The sequence below is a fragment of the Shinella sp. M27 genome, from assembly GCF_049199905.1.
In the GTDB taxonomy this organism is placed as follows: domain Bacteria; phylum Pseudomonadota; class Alphaproteobacteria; order Rhizobiales; family Rhizobiaceae; genus Shinella.
In genome coordinates, this window is record NZ_JBLZPK010000057.1 from 44,073 (window position 1) to 63,556 (window position 19,484).

The window sequence follows — 19,484 nt, forward strand, 5'->3', positions numbered from 1 at the left end:
AGGATGGCGCGGCGGGGGAAGTTTTCCGGCTCGATGCCGAAAACGCCGCGCTAAAAGAGCATTTGGGAGCTGTGCTCCAGCGCTGGTGTTTTGGCATTCAAATCGATTTACGACAAGCAAATGTTTGGTGAAACAGCGTTTTTAGAATGGTTTGAAATCACCGGCTGGGACGATCGTCACCATCGTCGAGCACCCGCCACGCTGCCCCTTCGACATCGTCGTACTGGCCGCTCTTCAGCGACCAGAGGAAGGCCCCGAGGCCGAGCGCGCCCAGAAAGAGCGCGATGGGGATGAGGAAAATCAGCGTGTTCATGCGGCTTGCACCAGGGGTTTGACCGGACGGGCCTCGTCCGCCGCGCGTGCTGCGAAGGCCGGCAGCCGGCCGCGCAGGCGAAGCGAGTTGACCACCACGATGATCGACGATGTGGACATGGCGATGGCGGCGATCAGCGGCGTGGCATGGCCGAGAATGGCGATCGGCACGGCGATGACATTGTAACCGACGGCGAGCGCGAAATTCTGGCGGATGAGATTACCGGCGCGGCGCGCGGTCTCATAGGCGAAGGGTATGGCCTCCAGGCTTTCATGCAGGAAGACAAAATCGGCGGCCTGCCGGCCGACATCCGCAGCCGTCGCGGGTGCCATCGAGACATGGGCGGCAGCCAGCGCCGGCGCGTCGTTGATGCCGTCGCCGACCATCAGAACGCGGTGGCCGCTGGCGGCGCGCTCGGCGACGGCCTCGGTCTTTTCCCGCGGCGAGAGCGCGGCGCGCCAGCAGGCGATGCCCAGTGCGCTGGCAATGCGGCCGACGGCAGGTGCACGGTCGCCGGAGAGGATCGCCATGGCGATACGTTGCTGCTTGAGCGCGCCGATCGCCTCACCCGCTCCGCTACGCACGGCATCCTCGAAGCGGAAGGTTTCCAGCACCACGCCGTCGCGCGACAGGACGACTTCCGAAAGCCCGTGCCCCTCCTCGCCTTCCACGGCCTTGCCGGTGGCAAAGGCGCGATTGCCGAGGCGCAGAAGGCCTTGCGAGGTGTCCGCCTCAAGGCCGCCGCCGGCGACTTCCCTGATGGCGTCGATGACCGGCGTCGGGCCACTGACGGCGCCGGCAAGGGCGAGCGAGAGCGGGTGGCGCGAATGGGCGGCAAGGGCAGCGGCCAACGCGAGGTTGGCGCGATTGACCTTGCCGCGATCGACGAGGCGCGGTTTGCCGAGCGTCAGCGTGCCGGTCTTGTCGAAAACGGCGGTATCGATTTCGGCAAGGCGCTCCATGGCCGAGCCGTCCTTGACCATCACGCCGCCGGCAAACAGCCGGCCGGCCGCCACGACCTGCACGACGGGAACGGCAAGGCCGAGCGCGCAGGGGCAGGTGATGATGAGGACCGCGATGGCGACCAGCATGGCATGTTTCCAGTCGCCGTCATAAAAGCCCCAGCCGAGGAAGGAGACGAGCGCGAGAAGATGCACGGCCGGCGAATAGATCTGGGCGGCGCGGTCGGCGATGCGCCGGTAGCGCGCCCTGCCCCCTTCGGCGGCCTCCATCAGGCCGATGACCTCCGACAGGAAGGAATTGCGCGCCGTCGCGACCGCCTCCACCAGCAGCGAGCCGGTAAGGTTCATCGCCCCGGCCTCCAGCTGCGTGCCGGGCTGCGCGGCCAGCGGATCGCTCTCACCATTGACGATGGAGCGATCGACATCGCTGACGCCCGAGAGCACGCGGCAATCGACGGGGATACGCTCGCCTGCGGCGATGGAGAGATGCTCGCCGACGGCGATCTCCTCGACGGGACGGTAATCACGGCTGCCGTCCGGGCGCACGACCATGGCGCCGCGCGGCGAAAGGCGGGCAAGACCCGTTATGGCTGAACGGGCACGATCGCGCATGACGTGATCGAGCGTGCGGCCGATCAGCAGGAAGAACAGCAGGCTGACGGTGGCATCGAACCAGACATGTTCGGCACTGTGCAGCGTCTCCCACAGCGAGACGGCATAGGACAGCGTGATGGCGAGCGCGATCGGCACGTCCATATTGGTGCGGCCGTGGCGCAGCGCATTCCAGGCCGACTGGTAGAAGAACCGGCCAGAATAGATCAGCGTCGGGCCGGCGATGAAGGCGGAAATCCAGTGGAAGAGGTCGCGCGTCGTATCCTCGGCGCCCGACCAGACGGAGACCGAGAGCAGCATGATATTGGTCGCCGCGAAGCCGGCGACGGCGACGGCACGGATCAGCTGGTTGCGCAGGCGGTCGTCGCCTTCCGCGCCGAGCGCGAAGAGATGCGTGTCATAGCCCGTTGCGGCGATGGCGGCGGCGATGGCCTGCGGATCGGTGCGACGGCCTGCGGTCTCTTCCTTCCAGACCACCGAGACGCGGCGCGTGGAGAGATTGACGCGCGAACGAACCACTTCCGGCAGCGCATTCACCGCGCCCTCGACGGTCGTGATGCAGGTGCCGCAATGCACACCGGGCACGCTGAGATCGCTCTGGCGCAGCCCCTCGCCAAGCGGGCGGCTGGCCAGCATCAGTTCCTCGGACGACGGTAGCGCATGATTGGCGCGCTCCGCCTCCAGAATGCCTTCTGTGCCGGGCGCGCAGCAGCTCATTTCACGCCTCCCGCAACGAGAGTGCGCACGGTCTGGTGAAAAACCTTGGTGCCGTCGCGCTTCGTGCTGATATCGACGATCCACTGGCCGGGCATGATGTCGCGTTCGGCGACGAACAGCCCCGGCCCTTTCGGCGTAAGTGCCAGCGTGAAGTCCTCGCGCTCATCGACCGGGCGCTTGAAGGTCGCGGCGATGTCGTTGGCGACGACGGGTTCGCCCTTGGCATCGGCGACGTGATAGGTGATGTGCCCACCCTCGATCACCAGATTGCCCTCGATGCCGCTTGCGGCAAAAGCCTTGGCCTCGGCGACCTTGCCGTTGAACTGCTGGCTGGCGACATAGGTGTTCTGCACGACAAGGCCGCTCCAGCTGTGCGAGGCGTTCCAGGCCATGATGAGGTTGACGGTGATGATCGTTCCGAAGAACAGCGCCATGACGCCGAGCATGTGCCAGCCGGTGAAGACGAAGCCCTGCTGTTGTTTCTGCTGCGTGGCCATCACTTTGCTCCCGGCGTGTTGAAATTGGCGGAATAGACGTCGCGCTCGTGGCCCTGACGGTCCTCGGCGATGATCTGGAACCCTTCCGCGGCCTCGGCAAGCTTCTCCTTCGGCAGGGTGACGAAGACGCGCAGCGCCGTCACCTTGTCCGGATCGACGGGCACATCGACGCTGCGAGCGTCAGCGCCGTCGTGGCCGACGATTTTCATGGTAGCGCCGGGCATGCCTTCGATCGAGACGGTGATGACGCGCGGCTCGGGGATCATGTTGAGCAGCTTCACGGCATAACCGTTGCGGATCGAACCGTCCGATTCGACGACGAATTGCGGGTTGCGGTCATGGATGACGTTGAGGTCCAGCCGATCGCGCGACAGGAGCGCGAAGAGCAGGGCAAGACCGGCCAGCGACCAGATGCCGAAATAGAGCAGCGTGCGCGGCCGGAAGATGATGCGCCAATCGAAATGCTTGATCCTCTCGCTGAACCTGCCTTCGGCATCGCGCACGCGCCTGGGGACGATCGGCGCACTGCCGCCTGATGTCGCCAGCGCCATGTTGGCGGCATAATCCGACAGGGTCGCATAGGCGATCAGGCCGCGCTCCTTGCCGATCTTGTCCATGACATTATCGCAGGCATCGATGCAGAGCGCGCAGGTGATGCATTCCATCTGCTGGCCATCGCGGATGTCAATGCCCATGGGACAGACGACGACGCAGGCGTTGCAATCCACGCAGTCCCCCACGCTTTCGCCCGCCGCCACGGCCTTCTTGGCGTGGCGCGTGCGCGGTTCGCCGCGCCAGTCGTTGTAGGTGACGACGAGCGAGCTTTCATCCAGCATCGCCGCCTGGATGCGCGGCCAGGGGCACATATAAGTGCAGACCTGCTCGCGCATCAGACCGCCCAGCACATAGGTCGTCGCGGTCAGGATGGCGACGGTGATATAGGCGACGGGCGGCGCCTTCAGGGTCACGAAATCGATGAGCAGCGTCGGGGCATCGGCAAAATAGAAGATCCATGCACCGCCGGTCGCGACCGCGATGACCAGCCAGGTGGCGTGTTTGCTGACCCGCTTCCAGAGCTTGTCGAAGGTCCAGGGGCCGGTATCGAGCTTGATGCGGGCGTTGCGGTCGCCCTCGATGGCGCGCTCGACGACGAGGAAGAGATCGACCCAGACGGTTTGCGGACAGGCATAACCGCACCAGGCGCGGCCGACCGCCGAGGTGACGAGAAAAAGCCCGAAGCCCGCCATGACGAGCAGGCCGGCGACGAAGAAGAACTCCTGCGGCCATATCTCGATGAAGAAGAAATAGAAGCGACGGCCGGCGAGATCGACGAGCACGGCCTGATCCGGCGCATGCGGGCCGCGATCCCAGCGAATCCACGGCGTCAGGTAGTAGATGCCGAGCGTGACCAGCATCACCAGCCACTTGAACTGCCGGAAACGGCCTTCCGCACGCTTGGGAAATATCTTCTTGCGCTTCTCGTAAAGCGGCTTGCGCACCTTTGCCGAGTTGACGGGCTCCGCATCGTGGCGTTCGATGGAATTGTAGATCGTGGTGGTGTTTTTCTGCATGGGACTCGGCCGCACCTGTCGTTGTGCCACCACAATGACGCCAACGGTCCGCGCTATCGTTGATCTACGTCAAGTTTTGATGAGGGAGCGGCGTGGCGGGTTGCCGCACGGAAGGAAACGGATGACCGGCACGATCCTGGCCAAACGCTATGGTGACTACCGCGAATTCGCGGTCGGCGGCGCCCTTACCGGCACCGTTCGCTGCGCCTGGCTGCACAGCGCGCCGATCGATGGTGTTGCTGCGCGCGTCGCCGTGGTGCCGGATGGTTGCGTCGATCTGCTGTGGACGGAAAGCGGTTTCATGATCGCCGGGCCGGACCGCACGGCCGCCTTTCCACCCATGCACCCCGGCGCGACCATCCTCGGCCTGCGCTTCAAGCCGGGCATTGCGCGCCATCTGCTGCGCTGCGATCTCGATGCCCTCACCGGCAAGGTCGTGGCCTTCGACGATCTGCAGCCGGGCGGCTTCAACGCCCACCATGAGCGGCTGCTGGCCGTAGATGATCCGATGAAGCGGCTTCGGCTGCTGCAAGACATTTTCGTGGCGGAGATGCGCGATCTGCCGGCGATGCGCCACGATGCCGCCGCGCTGGAAGCGCTGTGCATGCGCCTGCCGGCGGAAGGCCTTGCCGCAACCCTCGGCGTGACGGAGCGCACCCTGCGGCGCATCAGCGCCGCCGAATTCGGCTATGGTCCCAAGACGCTGGCGCGCATCCTGCGGCTTCAAAAACTGCTTGGCCGGATGGACGGGCACGATAGCGCACTTGCCGAGCTTGCGGCCGAGACCGGCTTCGCCGACCAAGCGCATATGAACCGCGACGTGCTTTCCCTGACCAGCCTGACGCCCGGCGAAATTCTGCGGCAGATGCGCGGCTGATTGTCCGTTTCTTTCAAGACATCGGCTCCCGATCGCGTAGGATCGCGCCAACAGGAGACGATCAATGACCACCTCCACCGCCCGCATCATCCACCGGACCATCGAGCGCGACTGGCGCGCGGTCTATGCCTTTGCCGCCCGGCCGGAAAACATGTCGCTCTGGGCCTCCGGCCTTGCCGCTGGCTTGACGCGCGACGGCGAGGACTGGATCGCCGATGGCGGCCCGCTCGGCAATGTGCGCGTGCGGTTTGCGCCGCCGAATGATTTCGGTGTCATCGATCACCGGGTGACGCTGCCGGATGGCCTCGTGGTCGACAACGCGCTACGCGTCGTGCCGAACGGCGACGGGGCGGAAGTGATGTTCACGCTGCTGCGCCAGCCGGATATGGACGATGCAGCCTTCGAGTCGGATGCGGCGCATATCGCCCGCGACCTCGAGACGCTGAAAAGAGTGATGGAAGACAAGGAGAGCCCGCGATGAGTGGCAAGGGTGCCGATCGCAAGATCGACTATATCGAATTCAACGTCACCGATATCGCCAGGAGCAAGGCCTTCTACGGCAGCGCCTTCGGCTGGACCTTCACGGACTACGGCCCTGACTATTGCGAGTTCCAGGATGGCCGCCTCACCGGCGGCCTTACGACGCTGGCGCCGGTCTCCGCCAAGGGCGGGCCGCTCGTCATCCTCTTTGCCGATGACCTGGAAGATGCGCTCGGCCGCGTCGAACAGGCCGGCGGGACGATCGAAAAGCCGATCTTCTCCTTCCCCGGCGGCCGGCGTTTCCAGTTCGCCGACCCCGATGGCTACGAACTCGCGGTCTGGTCAGACCGGTAAGTCGCCTCTCCTAACGTCAATGTGATCGCCTTGACGCCTTTTAACGAAGGAATTCAGGCTTTTTCAATCGGACGCTCCTATGGCAGGCCTGCGATCAACCGAATGCGGGCCTGTTTCATGTACACAATCATCGGCAAGACCCTGGCGGTCGCCGTACTCTCCACATTGGCGTCGCTCGTCATCAGCTTCGCCTTCGTGCCGTTGATGGGCGGCCAGGTCGCCGGCGCCGGGCTCGTCATGACGATCGTCTGCCCGATCGTCATCTCCATCCCCGCCTCCTTCGCGCATTTCTATCTCGGCGACAAACTACGCTCGGCCAATCGGGCGCTCGCGGCCGCCCGCGACGAACTGGCCGACGCCTATGCCCGCCTGCAACATCAGGCACGGCGCGATGCGCTCACCGGCCTGCTCAACCGCGCGACCTTCATGGCCGAGTTGGAGGCGCTGAGCCAAGCCGGCACGCATGGCGGCCTGCTGTTCCTCGACGTCGATCATTTCAAGTCGGTCAACGACCGGTTCGGCCATGCGACGGGCGACGAGGCGCTTGGCCTTGTCGGCGCCCTGCTCTCAGATCTTGCGCAGGAGGGCGACATCGTCGGGCGGCTCGGCGGCGAGGAGTTTGCGATCTTCCTGCATGCCGCCTCGCTCGACCGCATGCTCGACCATTCCCAGATGGTGCGCGAGGCGGTGGAGGCCATCGACCTGTTCGCGCCCTCCGGCCAGCGCATCCCCCTCGGTATCAGCATCGGCGCCTTCCACTGCGCACCCCGCTTCAATCCGGCAGAAGCCCTCGCCGCCTCCGACCGCAATCTCTACCGGGCGAAATCGGCGGGCAGGAACATGGTGGTTGCTTAGCCGCCCTACGGCTCCCTCTCTTCTCTTGCCCGCCCTCACGTTTCGCGTCTTCCTCTCCCCACTCTCCCCGTCATCCTCGGGCTTGACCCGAGGATCCACGCCACAAGTGAGGCGGTGCGGATGTATGGATCCTCGGGTCAAGCCCGAGGATGACGGAGGAGAGCCCGTGCTTAAACGAACACTCTTCCAAAACGCAAAAGGCCGCGGTTACCCGCGGCCTCTCTAAACTTGCGCCTTGCGGCAGCCCTTACTCGCCACCACCCAGCGAGTGGACGAAGACCGCGAGCTGTTTGACGGCGGGGTCGCCGAGGCGGGGCAGCCAGGCGGGCATGACGCCGTGTTTGGGCGAGCGGACCTGCGCGGCGATGGCGGCCTCGCCCTCGCCCTTCAGCCAGATGGCATCGGCAAGGTCGGGTGCGCCCATCTCGCGGTTGCCCTTGGCATCCTCGCCATGGCAGGCGGCGCAATTGTCGGCGAAGATCTGTTTGCCGGGCTCGACAAGGGCGACATCCGACGGCGTGCCGGTCAGGCTGACGACATAGGCGGCGACCTGCTTGATCTGGTCGGGCTCGAGGATTTCGCCGAAGGCCGGCATTTCCGAAGTGCGGGTTTCCTCGTCGCCGGGATGGCGGATGCCGTGGGCGATGGTCTGGTAGATATCATCCACCGTGCCGCCCCAGACCCAGTCGTCGTCATTGAGGTTAGGGAAGCCTGGACCGCCGGCCGCACCCGAGCCATGGCACTGCGCACAGTTGACCTTGAAGGCCGAGGCGCCGCCCGAGATCGCGAACTGCGAGAGCTGCGGATCGGCCATGATCTCCTGCAACGAGGATTTGGCGATGCGGTCGGTGAAGGCCGATTGCGCCTGCTTGGCCTCGGCGAGTTCCGTCGCGATGTTGGCGCGGCTCGACCAGCCGAGCATGCCCTTCGTGGTGTCCGAGATCATCGGCCAGGCCGGAAAGGCAATGGTGTAGCCGATGGCCCAGAGGATCGTCATGTAGAACGTCCAGACCCACCAGCGCGGCATCGGGTTGTTCAGTTCGCGGATGCCGTCCCATTCGTGGCCGGTGGTTTCGACGCCCGAGATATCGTCAATATGTTTCTCGGCCATGATCAGTCCTCCTTGAGAGGGATTTCAGCGGCCCGTTCGGCGGCCTTGCGGCCACCGGGGCGAAGGGTGAAGACGACGACGGCCAGGAAGAACAGCGTCATGCCGAGAAGGCCCCAGCTGTCGGCGAAGTGGCGCATGGCGGTATAGGTTTCCATGGGCGGCCTCCTCAGCGATAACCGGCGGCATCGTCATAGGTGGAGAAATCCACCAGCGTGCCGAGCATTTGCAGATAGGCAACGAGCGCATCCATTTCGGTGAGCTTGGTCGGATCGCCGTCGAAATCGCCGAGCTTGGCCTTCGGGTAGCGGCCCTCGATGCCTGACGTATCGGCATTCGGATCGGCCTGCGCCTTCATGTCGGCCTCGGCGTTTTCGAGCATCTCGTCCGTATAGGGCACGCCGACGGCGCGGCTGGCCGAAAGATGCATCGAGACGTTCTTCACCTCGAGCGGCGTTTCCTTGAGGAAGGCATAGCTCGGCATCACCGATTCCGGCACGACCGATCGCGGCTCGACCAGGTGCTGGACGTGCCATTCGTTCGAATAGCGATCGCCGACGCGGGCGAGATCCGGACCCGTGCGCTTCGAGCCCCACTGGAACGGGTGGTCGTACATCGACTCCGCCGCCAGCGAATAATGCCCGTAGCGCTCCACCTCGTCGCGGAAGGGGCGGATCATCTGGCTGTGACAGACGTAACAGCCTTCGCGGACATAGATATCGCGGCCGGCGAGTTCAAGCGGCGAGTAAGGCCGCATGCCCTCCACCTTCTCGATGGTGTTTTCCAGGTAGAACAGCGGGGCGATCTCGACGATGCCGCCGATGGAGACCACGAGGAGCGAGCCGACGAGAAGGAGCGTCGCGTTGCGTTCGAGGATGGCGTGTTTATCAAGAATGGACATCGTGTCCCCTCCTATTCGGCCGGCTGAAGCGCGGGCACAGCACCCGGAATCGGGGCCTCATCACGCTGATAGCCGAGGATTGTCATGGTCACGTTGTAGGCCATGATGAGCGCCCCCAGGAGGAACAGCCCACCGCCGACGGCACGCAGCACGTAGTAGGGGAACATGGCGGCCACCGTTTCGGCGAACGAGTAGACCAGGAAGCCCTGCTCGTCGTATTCGCGCCACATCAGGCCCTGCTGGATGCCGGCGACCCACATGACGGCCGCGTAGACGACGATGCCGAGCGTGGCGAGCCAGAAGTGCCAGTTGACCATGCGGATCGAATAGAGCCGCTCGCGCTTCCAGAGTTTCGGAACGAGGAAGTAGATCGCGCCGAAGGTGATGAGGCCGTTCCAGCCGAGCGCACCCGAGTGAACGTGACCGATCGTCCAGTCCGTATAGTGGCTGAGCGAATTGACCGACTTGATCGACATCATCGGGCCTTCGAAGGTCGCCATGCCGTAGAAGGCGATGGCCATGACCATCATGCGCACGATCGGGTCGGTGCGGATCTTGTCCCAGGCGCCCTGGAGCGTCATCAGGCCGTTGATCATGCCGCCCCACGAGGGCATCCAGAGCATGATGGAGAAGACCATGCCGAGCGTCTGCGCCCAGTCCGGCAGCGCCGTATAGTGCAGATGGTGCGGGCCGGCCCAGATATACATGAAGATCAGGGCCCAGAAGTGGATGATCGACAGGCGGTAGGAATAGACAGGGCGGTTCACCTGCTTGGGTACGAAATAGTACATCATGCCGAGGAAGCCGGCCGTCAGGAAGAAGCCCACGGCATTGTGGCCGTACCACCACTGGGTCAGCGCATCCTGCACGCCGGAGAAGGCCGAATAGCTCTTCACGCCGAGGAACGAGACGGGAATGGCCAGGTTGTTGACGATGTGCAGCATGGCGACGGTGACGATGAAGCCGAGATAGAACCAGTTGGCCACATAGATGTGGGGTTCCTTGCGGGTCATGATCGTGCCGAGGAAGGCGATCAGGTAGGCGACCCAGACGACGGTCAGCCAGAGGTCGACATACCATTCCGGCTCGGCATATTCCCTGCCCTGCGTGATGCCGAGCAGATAGCCGGTGGCGGCCATGATGATGAAGAGCTGATAGCCCCAGAACACGAACCAGCCCAGATTGCCGCCGAACAGGCGGGCGCGCGAGGTGCGCTGTACGACGTAGAACGAGGTGGCGATCAGCGCGTTGCCGCCGAAGGCGAAAATGACGGCAGACGTGTGCAACGGGCGCACACGGCCGAAATTAAGCCAGGGCTCGATGTTGAGATCGGGAAAGGCCAGCTGGAGCGCGATGACCACGCCGACCAGGAAGCCGACGACGCCCCAGAACACCGTGGCGATGACGCCGTATTTGATGACGTCGTCGAAATAGCCGTCATCCCCGGAGGATGCGACGGCGACGGCAGGCGCGAAAGAGACGCGCCGCACCATCACGAGCGTGCTGGCAAGCAGCACGAAGAAGAGGACCCACATATGGGCCTCGAAGAGCCTGTCCTGGGCAAAGGCGGCACCAAGCAGCGCGAGAAACGCGCCGACGGCCAGGACTATCGTTTCGGTCATGTATTTCACGTTGGCATCCCCCAACTCGTCAAGGTCCCGCATCGACCGGCTCCCGAGCGGAATCGGCCTTTGCGCTCGATTGAGCCTTCGCAGATGCGCAAGGAAGCATCCTTGACATGGATCAAGGCGGAGAAAGGAAGCCGGCGGCATCAAAGGACAGGTTGACGCAGCCGCGCGTCGTCGGATGCCGCGGCCCTCCCCCAACGAGGGAAAGAGATGACGGATTACAACGGTATTGCCCGGCTGCTTTCGGATCGCCCGACAGACGCCGCTTCGCTGGACTGGCTGAAAAAGGCCCATGACGCGCAATTGACGCTCTGCACGGCGCTCGAGGAGATTGCCGACAGCCTGCCGGCCAACATCAACCGACAGAAATGCATGTACGCGGCCAAGTCACTGATTCCCCTGGTCAACGGTGTGCATCGCTATGAGGAGGAAGCCGTGTTTCCGTTGCTGGAACGGCAGGCTTCCGGCAACAACGAACTCGCCTCCTCCATTGCCCGGCTGAAGTTCGAGCATGTCGAGGACGAGTGCTTCGCGGAAGAGTTGACCGACACGCTGACGCGACTCGGCAGCGGCGACGGCACCGTCAACGCAGAAGCCGCGGGCTATATGCTCCGCGGCTTCTTCGAATCGATCCGGCGTCATATCGCCTTCGAACAGCAGTTCATGCTGCGCGCCGACCGGCTGGCCTCATAGCGCTCAGGCCGCGATCGGCCCGCGCGCCTCGAGCACTTCCTGCAGCACAAGGATGGCGCCCAGTACGTTTCCTGCGGCCGACATGCAGGGCGTCATGCGGCAACGCGTGATCGCAGAGCCACGCCGCGGGGACAGATAATCGTATTCGACGATCTCGCCGGCAAAGCAACGGTCCAGATGCCGCTTCACACGGCCCTCGAAACGCTGCACGCCGATGAATTCGACGATGTGCCGGCCGACGAGATCGATGGGCTTCTCACTGAAACTCCCCGCATTGAGCGGGTTGGAGTAGAGATAACGGTAGTCCGTCGTGATGACCGCCACGCGGTCCGGCAGACTGTCAAGGATCGCCTCGTTGATCAGGCCGTCCTCCACCACACGCGGTGACATGACGGGGCGGCCCGTTTCAGGCAATTCCATGCGGAAGGGCTGCGCGGCCTCCTCGGTGCCGAAATAGCGGTCCAGCAGAAGTTTAAAATTATGCGCCTGCCGGAGCACGCAGGCCTTGTCCTCCGCCTCTTCGCGAAGCAAATCCACCACGAACTGGAACTGGATCTTGAGTTCGGAAGCGTCTGCGGCCTCCTTGTGCAGCACGGCTGCCAGAGCCGGTTCGATTTCCCTGTCCAGCATGGAAATGAGTCTCTCATTTCCAATCTTTACGGCATGCTGGAGTTGCGAATACTTAAACCAGAACAACTCTACAAGAGCTTTCAATTCATGCTCCCTGAATTGCTGAAATCTACAGCAATTTGATCACTTACATTATTTAATCTGTCCGGAAATAAGATAGGATTTTGACCGTCACCTCCCGAATTCCGCTGTCCAAAGCGCTTACATTAGCAAAATGGTAACAGCGCGGGGGAGGATGTCAAACCCATATTTGATAAAATGACGTGTTTTGTGAATAATGAACGCGTTCAAAAATGAGCGCAAAGAAAGAAATCATAAGCACTCAAGTAATAAGGGTGCGCTTGATATTCCAGCGGTCGTGATACCAAAGCCATTGGCCGGGATATTCCCGCACCCATTGCTCGACCTTGTCATTCAGCATCTGCGCCGTCGCCTCGACATCCACGGCGCCGTTTTCCTTGCGCGGGATGTCCATTGCCGGCTCCAGTTCCAGCCGGTAGCGATTATCAGGCAGGCGGATGCAGCGCGCCGGATAGACCTCGCAATTGAACTGGCGCACAAGCTTGGCCAGCAGCGGATTGGTCTGCACGTCGCGGCCGAAGAATTTTGTCGGCAGGCCTCTGGTGAACTTCTGATCGACGAGCACGCCGACCGGCCCGCCGGCATCGAGCTTGCGCGCCAGCGTGAAGGAGGACCCGGCATGCGAGGGCACGAGATGGCCCATGCGCGCACGGCGAAATTCGAACACCTTGTCGGCGACATAGGGGTTGTTCGGCGGGCGGAAGAGCACCGTCACATCCAGCCCGAAAGCGGCGCCGGCGACCGGCAGCAGCTCGAAATTACCGCTATGAGCGGTGAAGACGATGAACGGGCGCGGATTGTCGCACAGGTCCACGAAAAGCGGGATGCCCGACACTTCGATGCGGCCCGGCGTCGTCCTTTCCGGGTCGAAGTCGAACAGCTTGTCGAGGAAGACATATTCGGCGGCCAGACGCCCCATATTGCCCCAGGCGTCCAGCGCGATCGCCTGAATTTCCGCCTCGGATTTTTCCGGGAAGGCGTTGCGCAGGTTGGTCAGCGTCAGCTTGTGCCGGCTCGTCTTCGGCCCGATCCAGCGCACCAGACGGTCGGCGAAATTGATCGCCCCGTCAGCCGGAAACAGTTTGAGAAGATTGAGCAGGCCGAAGGCGAACTGCGCCACCAGCCAGTCCTTGGTGTTGCGCAGCGCCAGGACGAGGCGTGTGACGAGCATCTTCATGAGATCAATCCAGTCTGAGGACGATCTTGCCGAAGATCTGGCGCGATTCCATGCGCTCCAGCGCGGTGGCGATGCCGTCGAAGGTCACTTCCGTATCGATGACCGGATGCACGACGCCGCGCGCCATCTTCTGCATGGCATCCGCCATGTTCTCCATGCGGCAGCCGAAGGAGCCGAGCAGCTTCAGCTGCTGCTGGAACAGCATCATCAGGTTCATGTCGGTCGAGACGCCCGAGGTGGAGCCGCAGGTGACGAGGCGGCCGCCGCGCTTCATGCAGAGCATGGAGCCCGCCCAGGTGTCCTTGCCGACATGTTCGAAGACGACGTCGACGCCCTTCTTCTTGGTCAGCTTGCGCACCACACCCTCGAAACGGTCTTCGCGATAATTGATGACGTGGTCGGCGCCAAGCGCCTTGGCCTTCTCGATCTTGTCGTTCGAGCCGACGGTGGTGATGACGGTGCAGCCGGTCTTCTTGGCGAGCTGGATCGCCGCCGAGCCGATGCCGGAGCCGCCAGCATGGACGAGGATCGTTTCACCGGGCTGAAGCTTGGCATTGTCGAACAGCATATGCTCGACCGTGCCGAAGGTGACGGGTGCAAGCGCCGCGGCGACCGCATCCACGCCGGGCGGTGCCGGCACCAGCAGGCGGGCAGGAAGGTTCACCTTCTCCTGCGCGAAACCATCGAGATGGAAACCGTGCACGCCGCCGACATGTTCGCAGAGATTGTCGCGCTTCTCACGGCAAGGCTTGCAAAGACCGCAGGTGCGCGCGCCATAAATCGAGACGAGCTGGCCGGGCAGCACGCTGGAGACGCCCGGACCGAGCGTTTCGACGACGCCGGCGGCTTCCGCGCCGATGACCAGCGGCATCTTGCGCTTGGCGAAGGCCATGCCGCGCCAGCCCCAGACGTCGATATGGTTGAGCGCGACGGCCTTGACGCGCAAGGTCACTTCACCCGGGCCGGGGGCCTCGGGTTCCGGGATGTCGGTCAGTTCGAGCTTGCGGTCGTCGAGAAGCTGGAGGGCACGCATTGTCTTGTTCCTATCAGGCCGGCTCGGCCGTCATCACGAGGCTGGCGTTCTGGCCGCCGAAGCCGAAGGAGTTGGAGAGAACCGCCGAAACCTGCTTGTCGCGCTTCACGTTCGGCACCACGTCCAGCTGGATCGTCGGGTCGGGGTTCGTGTAGTTGATGGTCGGCGGAAGCGTCCCGGTCAGCATGGTCTGGATCGAGAACACCGCCTCGACCGCACCGGCCGCCGTCAGCGTATGGCCGATCATCGACTTGTTGGACGAGACCGCAATGCCGGCAAGCTTGTCGCCGAAAACGGTCGACATGGAGAGATACTCCATCTTGTCGTTTTCCGGTGTCGAAGTACCGTGCGCATTGATGTAGCCGATGCCGCTCTCGTCGATACCGGCATCTTCCAAGGCCGCGCGGATCGTCGCGATGGCCGGGCCGCCGTCCGGCGAGGAACGCGTGCGGTGGAAATGGTCGGCCTTCTCGCCGCAGCCCTTGAGGATGCCGAGCACCTTGGCGCCGCGGGCAATGGCTGATTCCAGCGATTCCAGCACGAGCGTCGCCGCACCCTCGGCGATGACGAAGCCGTCGCGGTCCTTACTGAACGGCTTGGAGGCCTTGGTCGGCGGGTCATTCTGGGTCGAAAGCGCGGAGAGCAACGCGAAGCGGATGAGAGCCTCGGCCGTCACAGAACCATCGGTGCCGACGGTCAGCGCACGGTCGGTGCGGCCCTGGCGGATCGCCTCGACGCCGAGCTGGATGGCCGTGGCGCCCGAGGCGCAGGCGGTCGAGAGCGTCACCGGCAGGCCGCGCGTGCCGTAGCGGTCGGAAAGGCGCTCGGAGATCGAGCCGAAGGCCCAGGCTTCGTGCAGCGCCGGTTCCGGCTTGTCGCGCAGAACGGCGAGGAAGCGGTCATAGGCATCGCCTGGACGCTGCGAGGCCGGCGCGCGGTCGGCGAGTTCGAAACGCTCGCGCCAGTCGGGCTCGATCGGCGGGGCGGCGAGGAACAGCGGGCCGCCGAAGTCACCGGAGATGCCGGCCTGCGCCAGCGCTTCGTCCGTCGTTTCACGCGCATAGGCATAGGAGCGCTCGACCGGATTTTCCGTGGGCACGGTGATGAAATCGACCGTGCCGGAAATGCGAGTGTTCAGCCCATCGACCGGGAAGCGGGTGATGCCGTGGATGCCGGAGACGCCGCCCGTCAGCGCGGTCCAGTTGTCCTTGAGACCCTGTCCGAGCGAGGTGACGACGCCCATGCCGGTGACGGCGACGATGGGGCGACCCAGATGATCCCTGTAAGCGGCATTCGTCATGGCCGGACCCTCACTTCTCTGCGCTAAGAATTGCGACGCCCTCGCCGCGCGAATGGCCGACCGTCGTGACGACGGCCGTCCTGGCCGCAGCCGCCATCGCGGTTTCGGACGTCGCATCGAACGGCGCGGCCTTGACGCCGGCGCCGAGCGTCAGCGCGGCCAGCGCAAGGCCGAGCGGGAACTGCGCTTCGAGCGCCTGCCCCGTCACGGCGCTGTAGCCGCGCACCGCGCTGCCGGCGAAGCGCTGGCCGAGCCATGCCTTTTCACGCGCCGTCGTCTCATGCGCGCCCGATGCACCGGAGAACACGACGGTTCCCTCGGCATCTGCACCTTCGGCGAGACGATCGAGCCGGGCTTCCAGCCGGCCTTCGTCGCGCGAACCACGGTCGCCGCCGATGGCGTCGATCGTCGCATAGATGCGCGCGCCACGGGCTTGCGCATGTTCGCGGGATTCGAGGATCAGGAAGGCCGAGGCCGTTCCGGTAATGATGCCGCCGCCGGCCTTCTCATCACGCGACCAGAGCGGCGTCCAGCCGCCGGTCGCATGGGCGCCGATGGCCTCATAAAGCAGGATGACGTCCTGCCGCTCCGCCACCAGCGCGCTGCCGACCAGCGTGTGCGTCGACTGGCCGGCACGGATACGGTGGAAGGCCGTCTCGACGGCGCTGATGCCGGCGGCTTCCTCGCCCATAAAGGTGCGCGAGGAACCGGTGACCTTGTGCACGATGGAAATATTGCCGGCGAGCAGATTGGAGAGCTGCGCGAGGAACAGCGTCGGACGCAGTTCCGTCGTCAGCTTCTCATTGAGCAGGCGTTCACGGTCGTTGCGCTTCAGGCCCTCGTCAACGATCAGCGAGTCGACCGCGATGTCGCGCTCACCGCCGCCGGCCGCGACGATCATGTCCATAGTTCCGCAGGCTTCGGCATTGTCCTTGAAGCCGGCATCGTCCAGCGCGAGGCCGGCGGTGAAGACGCCGAGACGCTGCCAGTTTTCCATCTGGCGCTGGTCGCCGCGCTTGGCGATCTGCTGGTTCCAGTCGATTTCCGGCATCGGATGCACCGGATAGGGCGCGAAGCGTTCCGTATCGATCTTAGTGTCCGGCGCGTTCGCGGCACCGAGGATCGCCACATGCGCCTGCGCCCCGACACCCTGACAGGTGACGATGCCGACGCCCGTGATCACCACATCGTTGTTGGCCATCTTATTTTCCTTCCGCCGACGCTGCGAGCGCCTCGAACAAACCCACCTCGCCCGCCCGCTTGCGAACGATGTCCGCCAGCGGCACTTCGGCAAAGGGCATGGTGCGCAGCTTCAATTGCGCATCGCAGACCTTCTTGCCGGCTGATGTAATCCGCGTCTTGGTCACGGCATACCCCGAACCGTCATGCTCCAGCACGGCCTCGATGTCGAGCACCGCATCCGGCTCGACGAAGGTGCGCATCTTGGCGCCGTCGACGCTCATCAGAAAGGGCATGGCCGCGAAATCGGTGGCGGCGAGCACGAGGAAGCCGGAGGCCTGCGCCATCGTTTCGATGAGCAGCACGCCCGGAACGAGCGGCATGCCTGGAAAATGCCCTTCGAAGACAGGGCTCTTGGAAGGAACGACCGAGCGGGCTTTCAGCACGCGGCGCGCGCCGTCAACGGCCTCCACGCGGTCGATCATCTGGAAATATTCAAGCAACATCGGATTGTCGTCCCTGGCGGGCTCCGGAAATCGAAAGGCCTGCCGAAAACGGCAGGCCATGTGTCCTGTGCACCGGGATCGTCCGGAACAGAGCAGCTTAGCGCGGCCGGGCGGTCTCGCCTCAGGCCTTGGCGGCCCGCAGTTCGTCGATCTTCGCGCAGAGGTTCTTCAGGACGAAATACTCTTCCGTCGCGACCTTGCCTTCGTTGACGTCCTGCGTCCACTTTTCCAGCGGGATCTTGATGCCGAATTCCTTGTCGATCGCAAAAACGATGTCGAGGAAGTCGAGGCTGTCGATGCCAAGATCGTCGATGGTGTGGCTCTCGGGCGTGATCGTCTCGCGATCGATCTCGCTCGTCTCAGCAATGATGTCGGCAACCTTGTCGAATGTAGCAGTCACGCCCGTACCTCATGAATCTATAGTTGGGCCGATCCTATAGGGAAAACGGACGCGATTGCCAATGGGTTTGATGAGGGACCAGCGTAGTGCACACGGCTGTGTTGCGCAAACAACATGGCCGCATCAGGCCTCATACGGCAACGGAATGCCGACCGCGACCGCTTGCCAGATGCGCATCGAAGACCGCAGCGACGGTACGGGCAAAGGGTCGGCCCGTCGGCGTCAGCCGGAAGCCACCCTCTTCGATGCGGCAGAGACCATCCCTGTCGGAGGCGGCAAAGGCCTTCGCCTCGCCCCTGATGACGGCGGCAAATGCCGGAAACCGATCAGCGACATCCGCGAAGGAAAAGCCGAAATCGCACATGACACGCTCGATGACATAGGCGCGGGCGCGGTCTTCGTCAGTCAGGGCATAGCCGCGCACCGCGGCAAGGCCGCCCTCCTCTGCCCGGCGCAGATATTCGCCCGTCGCCGGCATGTTCTGGATATAGCCCTGCGGCAGCTGCCCGATGGCCGACGCGCCGAGCCCGATCAGGGCATCGGCCTGGTCATCCGTATAGCCCTGGAAATTGCGGCGCAGCGTGCCATTGCGGGCGGCAACCGCTAAGCGGTCGGCGGGCAAAGCGAAATGGTCGATTCCAACAGCCTCATAGCCCGCCGCCAGTAGCATCTCCCCCGCCATCCGCATCTGCTCGAACCGCGCGAGAATGCCAGGCAAAGCCGCCTCATCGATCATCGTCTGGTGCTTCTTCATCCACGGCACATGCGCATAGCCGAAGAGGGCGATACGATCGGGCGCCAGCGAGATGACGGCACGGACGGTTTCGGCGAGCGTTTCCATCGTCTGGAACGGCAGCCCATAAAGAATGTCGCAATTGACCGAGCGCACGCCCCGCGCCCGCGCCGCCTCCACCACGCCGCGCGTCTGCTCGAAGGTCTGGATACGGTTGATCGCCTTCTGCACTCTGGGATCAAAATCCTGAATGCCGAGGCTGGCGCGCGTTATGCCGATTGCGGCAAGCGCGTCATGTCTTTCGTCATCGAGATCGTTCGGATCCATCTCGACGGAAATTTCCGCATCGTCGGCAAAGGTGAAATTTGCCTCGAGACAGGTTTTCAGCGCCCGCATGTCATCCGGCCGCAGAAGCGTCGGGGAACCGCCGCCGAAATGCAGTGCGGTGACGAGAGTTGCGCGGTCGACACGCGCGCCGATGGCCGCGATCTCGGCATGAAGACCCCAGAGATAGGCTTCCACCGGCTCATAACGAAGCGTCTGCTTGGTGTGGCAGGCACAGAACCAGCAGAGCCGGTCGCAATAGGGGATATGCGCGTAGAGCGAGAGGCGACTCGCCGCCGTCAGGGTCGACAGCCAGTCCGCATAGACCTCCGGCCCGATACTTTCGTTGAAATGCGGCGCGGTCGGATAGCTTGTATAGCGCGGAACCGGCGATGAAAGGCGTTCGACGAGTGCGTCCTGCATGGGTCTCTCCTTGCTTGCAAGGCAAATAACCCGAAGAAGCCGCATGCCATTTGATTTTGATCAAGTGCAAACCGGATTGGTTGCGCTAGGATTTGACAATAGTCAGGAAGCGCTATTTTGCCGCGAGACG

At 63.7% G+C, this 19,484-nt stretch carries 21 protein-coding genes; 5 read left to right on the forward strand and 16 right to left on the reverse strand.

All coding sequences use genetic code 11. From position 1 onward, the window contains the following. Positions 1-157: 157 nt before the first annotated feature. The 4 genes from ccoS to ccoG are packed head-to-tail and all read right to left on the reverse strand — an operon-like array spanning position 158 to position 4,672. A complete protein-coding gene (ccoS, locus tag ACOZK4_RS20155) occupies positions 158-313 on the reverse strand; it encodes a cbb3-type cytochrome oxidase assembly protein CcoS (protein ID WP_226918739.1) in 156 nt (51 codons plus the stop codon). Beyond that, positions 310-2,604 (reverse strand): cation-translocating P-type ATPase, encoded by a 2,295-nt coding sequence (locus tag ACOZK4_RS20160; protein WP_421593443.1) that lies wholly within the window; start codon positions 2,602-2,604, stop codon positions 310-312. The genes ccoS and ACOZK4_RS20160 overlap by 4 nt, the downstream gene beginning before the upstream one ends. After that, positions 2,601-3,101: a FixH family protein gene (locus ACOZK4_RS20165; RefSeq protein ID WP_421593444.1), complete on the reverse strand. Its 501-nt coding sequence runs from the start codon at positions 3,099-3,101 to the stop codon at positions 2,601-2,603. Before ACOZK4_RS20165 ends, ACOZK4_RS20160 begins: the two co-directional genes overlap by 4 nt. Then, positions 3,101-4,672 carry a cytochrome c oxidase accessory protein CcoG gene (gene ccoG / locus ACOZK4_RS20170; protein ID WP_421593445.1) on the reverse strand — a complete coding sequence of 524 codons (1,572 nt, stop codon included), beginning with the start codon at positions 4,670-4,672 and terminating at the stop codon, positions 3,101-3,103. The genes ACOZK4_RS20165 and ccoG overlap by 1 nt, the downstream gene beginning before the upstream one ends. Between ccoG and ACOZK4_RS20175 the strand changes: the two genes are divergently transcribed. From ACOZK4_RS20175 to ACOZK4_RS20190, 4 genes are all read left to right on the forward strand, one after another. Further along, the gene (locus tag ACOZK4_RS20175) at positions 4,653-5,549 is read left to right on the forward strand and encodes a helix-turn-helix domain-containing protein (RefSeq protein WP_421593446.1); all 897 of its coding nucleotides are present in this window, start codon (positions 4,653-4,655) and stop codon (positions 5,547-5,549) included. The genes ccoG and ACOZK4_RS20175 overlap by 20 nt on opposite strands. Positions 5,550-5,613: 64 nt before the next feature. After that, positions 5,614-6,030 (forward strand): SRPBCC family protein, encoded by a 417-nt coding sequence (locus ACOZK4_RS20180; RefSeq protein ID WP_421593447.1) that lies wholly within the window; start codon positions 5,614-5,616, stop codon positions 6,028-6,030. Then, positions 6,027-6,383 (forward strand): VOC family protein, encoded by a 357-nt coding sequence (locus tag ACOZK4_RS20185; RefSeq protein WP_421593448.1) that lies wholly within the window; start codon positions 6,027-6,029, stop codon positions 6,381-6,383. Before ACOZK4_RS20180 ends, ACOZK4_RS20185 begins: the two co-directional genes overlap by 4 nt. 117 nt (positions 6,384-6,500) lie before the next feature. After that, the gene (locus ACOZK4_RS20190) at positions 6,501-7,238 is read left to right on the forward strand and encodes a GGDEF domain-containing protein (protein WP_421593449.1); all 738 of its coding nucleotides are present in this window, start codon (positions 6,501-6,503) and stop codon (positions 7,236-7,238) included. A gap of 247 nt (positions 7,239-7,485) precedes the next feature. Here the strand turns inward: ACOZK4_RS20190 and ccoP are convergent, their stop codons facing one another. Genes ccoP through ccoN form a run of 4 tightly spaced genes read right to left on the reverse strand, consistent with a single transcriptional unit; the run spans position 7,486 to position 10,911 of the window. Next, complete coding sequence (ccoP, locus tag ACOZK4_RS20195) at positions 7,486-8,349, reverse strand: cytochrome-c oxidase, cbb3-type subunit III (protein WP_421593450.1); 864 nt, start codon at positions 8,347-8,349, stop codon at positions 7,486-7,488. A 2-nt stretch (positions 8,350-8,351) separates the two neighbouring features. Then, positions 8,352-8,504: a cbb3-type cytochrome c oxidase subunit 3 gene (locus tag ACOZK4_RS20200; RefSeq protein WP_117366343.1), complete on the reverse strand. Its 153-nt coding sequence runs from the start codon at positions 8,502-8,504 to the stop codon at positions 8,352-8,354. A gap of 11 nt (positions 8,505-8,515) precedes the next feature. Further along, entirely contained in the window at positions 8,516-9,247 is a 732-nt protein-coding gene (gene ccoO / locus ACOZK4_RS20205) for a cytochrome-c oxidase, cbb3-type subunit II (protein ID WP_298105817.1), read from the reverse strand. Positions 9,248-9,258: 11 nt separating this feature from the next. Then, positions 9,259-10,911, reverse strand: coding sequence for a cytochrome-c oxidase, cbb3-type subunit I (gene ccoN / locus ACOZK4_RS20210; RefSeq protein ID WP_421593451.1), 1,653 nt, complete (start codon positions 10,909-10,911; stop codon positions 9,259-9,261). Positions 10,912-11,085: 174 nt separating this feature from the next. On the opposite strand from ccoN, the gene ACOZK4_RS20215 reads away from it, so the two are divergent. Further along, positions 11,086-11,568 (forward strand): hemerythrin domain-containing protein, encoded by a 483-nt coding sequence (locus ACOZK4_RS20215; RefSeq protein WP_313531885.1) that lies wholly within the window; start codon positions 11,086-11,088, stop codon positions 11,566-11,568. A 3-nt stretch (positions 11,569-11,571) separates the two neighbouring features. Here the strand turns inward: ACOZK4_RS20215 and ACOZK4_RS20220 are convergent, their stop codons facing one another. From ACOZK4_RS20220 to hemN, 8 genes are all read right to left on the reverse strand, one after another. Next, positions 11,572-12,198: a PAS domain-containing protein gene (locus ACOZK4_RS20220; RefSeq protein WP_313531887.1), complete on the reverse strand. Its 627-nt coding sequence runs from the start codon at positions 12,196-12,198 to the stop codon at positions 11,572-11,574. 322 nt (positions 12,199-12,520) lie between these two features. Further along, positions 12,521-13,450, reverse strand: a complete 930-nt coding sequence (locus tag ACOZK4_RS20225) for a lipid A biosynthesis lauroyl acyltransferase (protein ID WP_421593577.1) — start codon at positions 13,448-13,450, stop codon at positions 12,521-12,523. A gap of 10 nt (positions 13,451-13,460) precedes the next feature. After that, entirely contained in the window at positions 13,461-14,489 is a 1,029-nt protein-coding gene (locus ACOZK4_RS20230) for a zinc-binding dehydrogenase (RefSeq protein ID WP_313531889.1), read from the reverse strand. Between the two features lie 13 nt (positions 14,490-14,502). Next, the gene (locus ACOZK4_RS20235) at positions 14,503-15,789 is read right to left on the reverse strand and encodes a beta-ketoacyl-ACP synthase (protein WP_421593452.1); all 1,287 of its coding nucleotides are present in this window, start codon (positions 15,787-15,789) and stop codon (positions 14,503-14,505) included. Between the two features lie 10 nt (positions 15,790-15,799). Next, positions 15,800-16,990 carry a beta-ketoacyl-ACP synthase gene (locus ACOZK4_RS20240; protein WP_421593453.1) on the reverse strand — a complete coding sequence of 397 codons (1,191 nt, stop codon included), beginning with the start codon at positions 16,988-16,990 and terminating at the stop codon, positions 15,800-15,802. Between the two features lies 1 nt (position 16,991). Beyond that, a complete protein-coding gene (locus ACOZK4_RS20245; protein WP_313532471.1) occupies positions 16,992-17,474 on the reverse strand; it encodes a 3-hydroxyacyl-ACP dehydratase FabZ family protein in 483 nt (160 codons plus the stop codon). A gap of 121 nt (positions 17,475-17,595) precedes the next feature. Beyond that, on the reverse strand, positions 17,596-17,874 hold the full coding sequence (locus ACOZK4_RS20250) for an acyl carrier protein (RefSeq protein WP_117366351.1): 279 nt from the start codon (positions 17,872-17,874) through the stop codon (positions 17,596-17,598). A 130-nt stretch (positions 17,875-18,004) separates the two neighbouring features. Beyond that, entirely contained in the window at positions 18,005-19,354 is a 1,350-nt protein-coding gene (hemN, locus tag ACOZK4_RS20255; protein ID WP_421593454.1) for an oxygen-independent coproporphyrinogen III oxidase, read from the reverse strand. Positions 19,355-19,484 lie beyond the last annotated feature (130 nt).

What these genes read in the sequence shown, in the direction of transcription:
- ccoS (WP_226918739.1), bottom strand. Translation starts at nt 313, where the DNA reads ATGAACACGCTGATTTTCCTCATCCCCATCGCGCTCTTTCTGGGCGCG.
- ACOZK4_RS20160 (WP_421593443.1), bottom strand. Translation starts at nt 2,604, where the DNA reads ATGAGCTGCTGCGCGCCCGGCACAGAAGGCATTCTGGAGGCGGAGCGC.
- ACOZK4_RS20165 (WP_421593444.1), bottom strand. Translation starts at nt 3,101, where the DNA reads ATGGCCACGCAGCAGAAACAACAGCAGGGCTTCGTCTTCACCGGCTGG.
- ccoG (WP_421593445.1), bottom strand. Translation starts at nt 4,672, where the DNA reads ATGCAGAAAAACACCACCACGATCTACAATTCCATCGAACGCCACGAT.
- ACOZK4_RS20180 (WP_421593447.1), top strand. Translation starts at nt 5,614, where the DNA reads ATGACCACCTCCACCGCCCGCATCATCCACCGGACCATCGAGCGCGAC.
- ACOZK4_RS20185 (WP_421593448.1), top strand. Translation starts at nt 6,027, where the DNA reads ATGAGTGGCAAGGGTGCCGATCGCAAGATCGACTATATCGAATTCAAC.
- ACOZK4_RS20190 (WP_421593449.1), top strand. Translation starts at nt 6,501, where the DNA reads ATGTACACAATCATCGGCAAGACCCTGGCGGTCGCCGTACTCTCCACA.
- ccoP (WP_421593450.1), bottom strand. Translation starts at nt 8,349, where the DNA reads ATGGCCGAGAAACATATTGACGATATCTCGGGCGTCGAAACCACCGGC.
- ACOZK4_RS20200 (WP_117366343.1), bottom strand. Translation starts at nt 8,504, where the DNA reads ATGGAAACCTATACCGCCATGCGCCACTTCGCCGACAGCTGGGGCCTT.
- ccoO (WP_298105817.1), bottom strand. Translation starts at nt 9,247, where the DNA reads ATGTCCATTCTTGATAAACACGCCATCCTCGAACGCAACGCGACGCTC.
- ccoN (WP_421593451.1), bottom strand. Translation starts at nt 10,911, where the DNA reads ATGCGGGACCTTGACGAGTTGGGGGATGCCAACGTGAAATACATGACC.
- ACOZK4_RS20215 (WP_313531885.1), top strand. Translation starts at nt 11,086, where the DNA reads ATGACGGATTACAACGGTATTGCCCGGCTGCTTTCGGATCGCCCGACA.
- ACOZK4_RS20220 (WP_313531887.1), bottom strand. Translation starts at nt 12,198, where the DNA reads ATGCTGGACAGGGAAATCGAACCGGCTCTGGCAGCCGTGCTGCACAAG.
- ACOZK4_RS20225 (WP_421593577.1), bottom strand. Translation starts at nt 13,450, where the DNA reads ATGCTCGTCACACGCCTCGTCCTGGCGCTGCGCAACACCAAGGACTGG.
- ACOZK4_RS20230 (WP_313531889.1), bottom strand. Translation starts at nt 14,489, where the DNA reads ATGCGTGCCCTCCAGCTTCTCGACGACCGCAAGCTCGAACTGACCGAC.
- ACOZK4_RS20235 (WP_421593452.1), bottom strand. Translation starts at nt 15,789, where the DNA reads ATGACGAATGCCGCTTACAGGGATCATCTGGGTCGCCCCATCGTCGCC.
- ACOZK4_RS20240 (WP_421593453.1), bottom strand. Translation starts at nt 16,990, where the DNA reads ATGGCCAACAACGATGTGGTGATCACGGGCGTCGGCATCGTCACCTGT.
- ACOZK4_RS20245 (WP_313532471.1), bottom strand. Translation starts at nt 17,474, where the DNA reads ATGTTGCTTGAATATTTCCAGATGATCGACCGCGTGGAGGCCGTTGAC.
- hemN (WP_421593454.1), bottom strand. Translation starts at nt 19,354, where the DNA reads ATGCAGGACGCACTCGTCGAACGCCTTTCATCGCCGGTTCCGCGCTAT.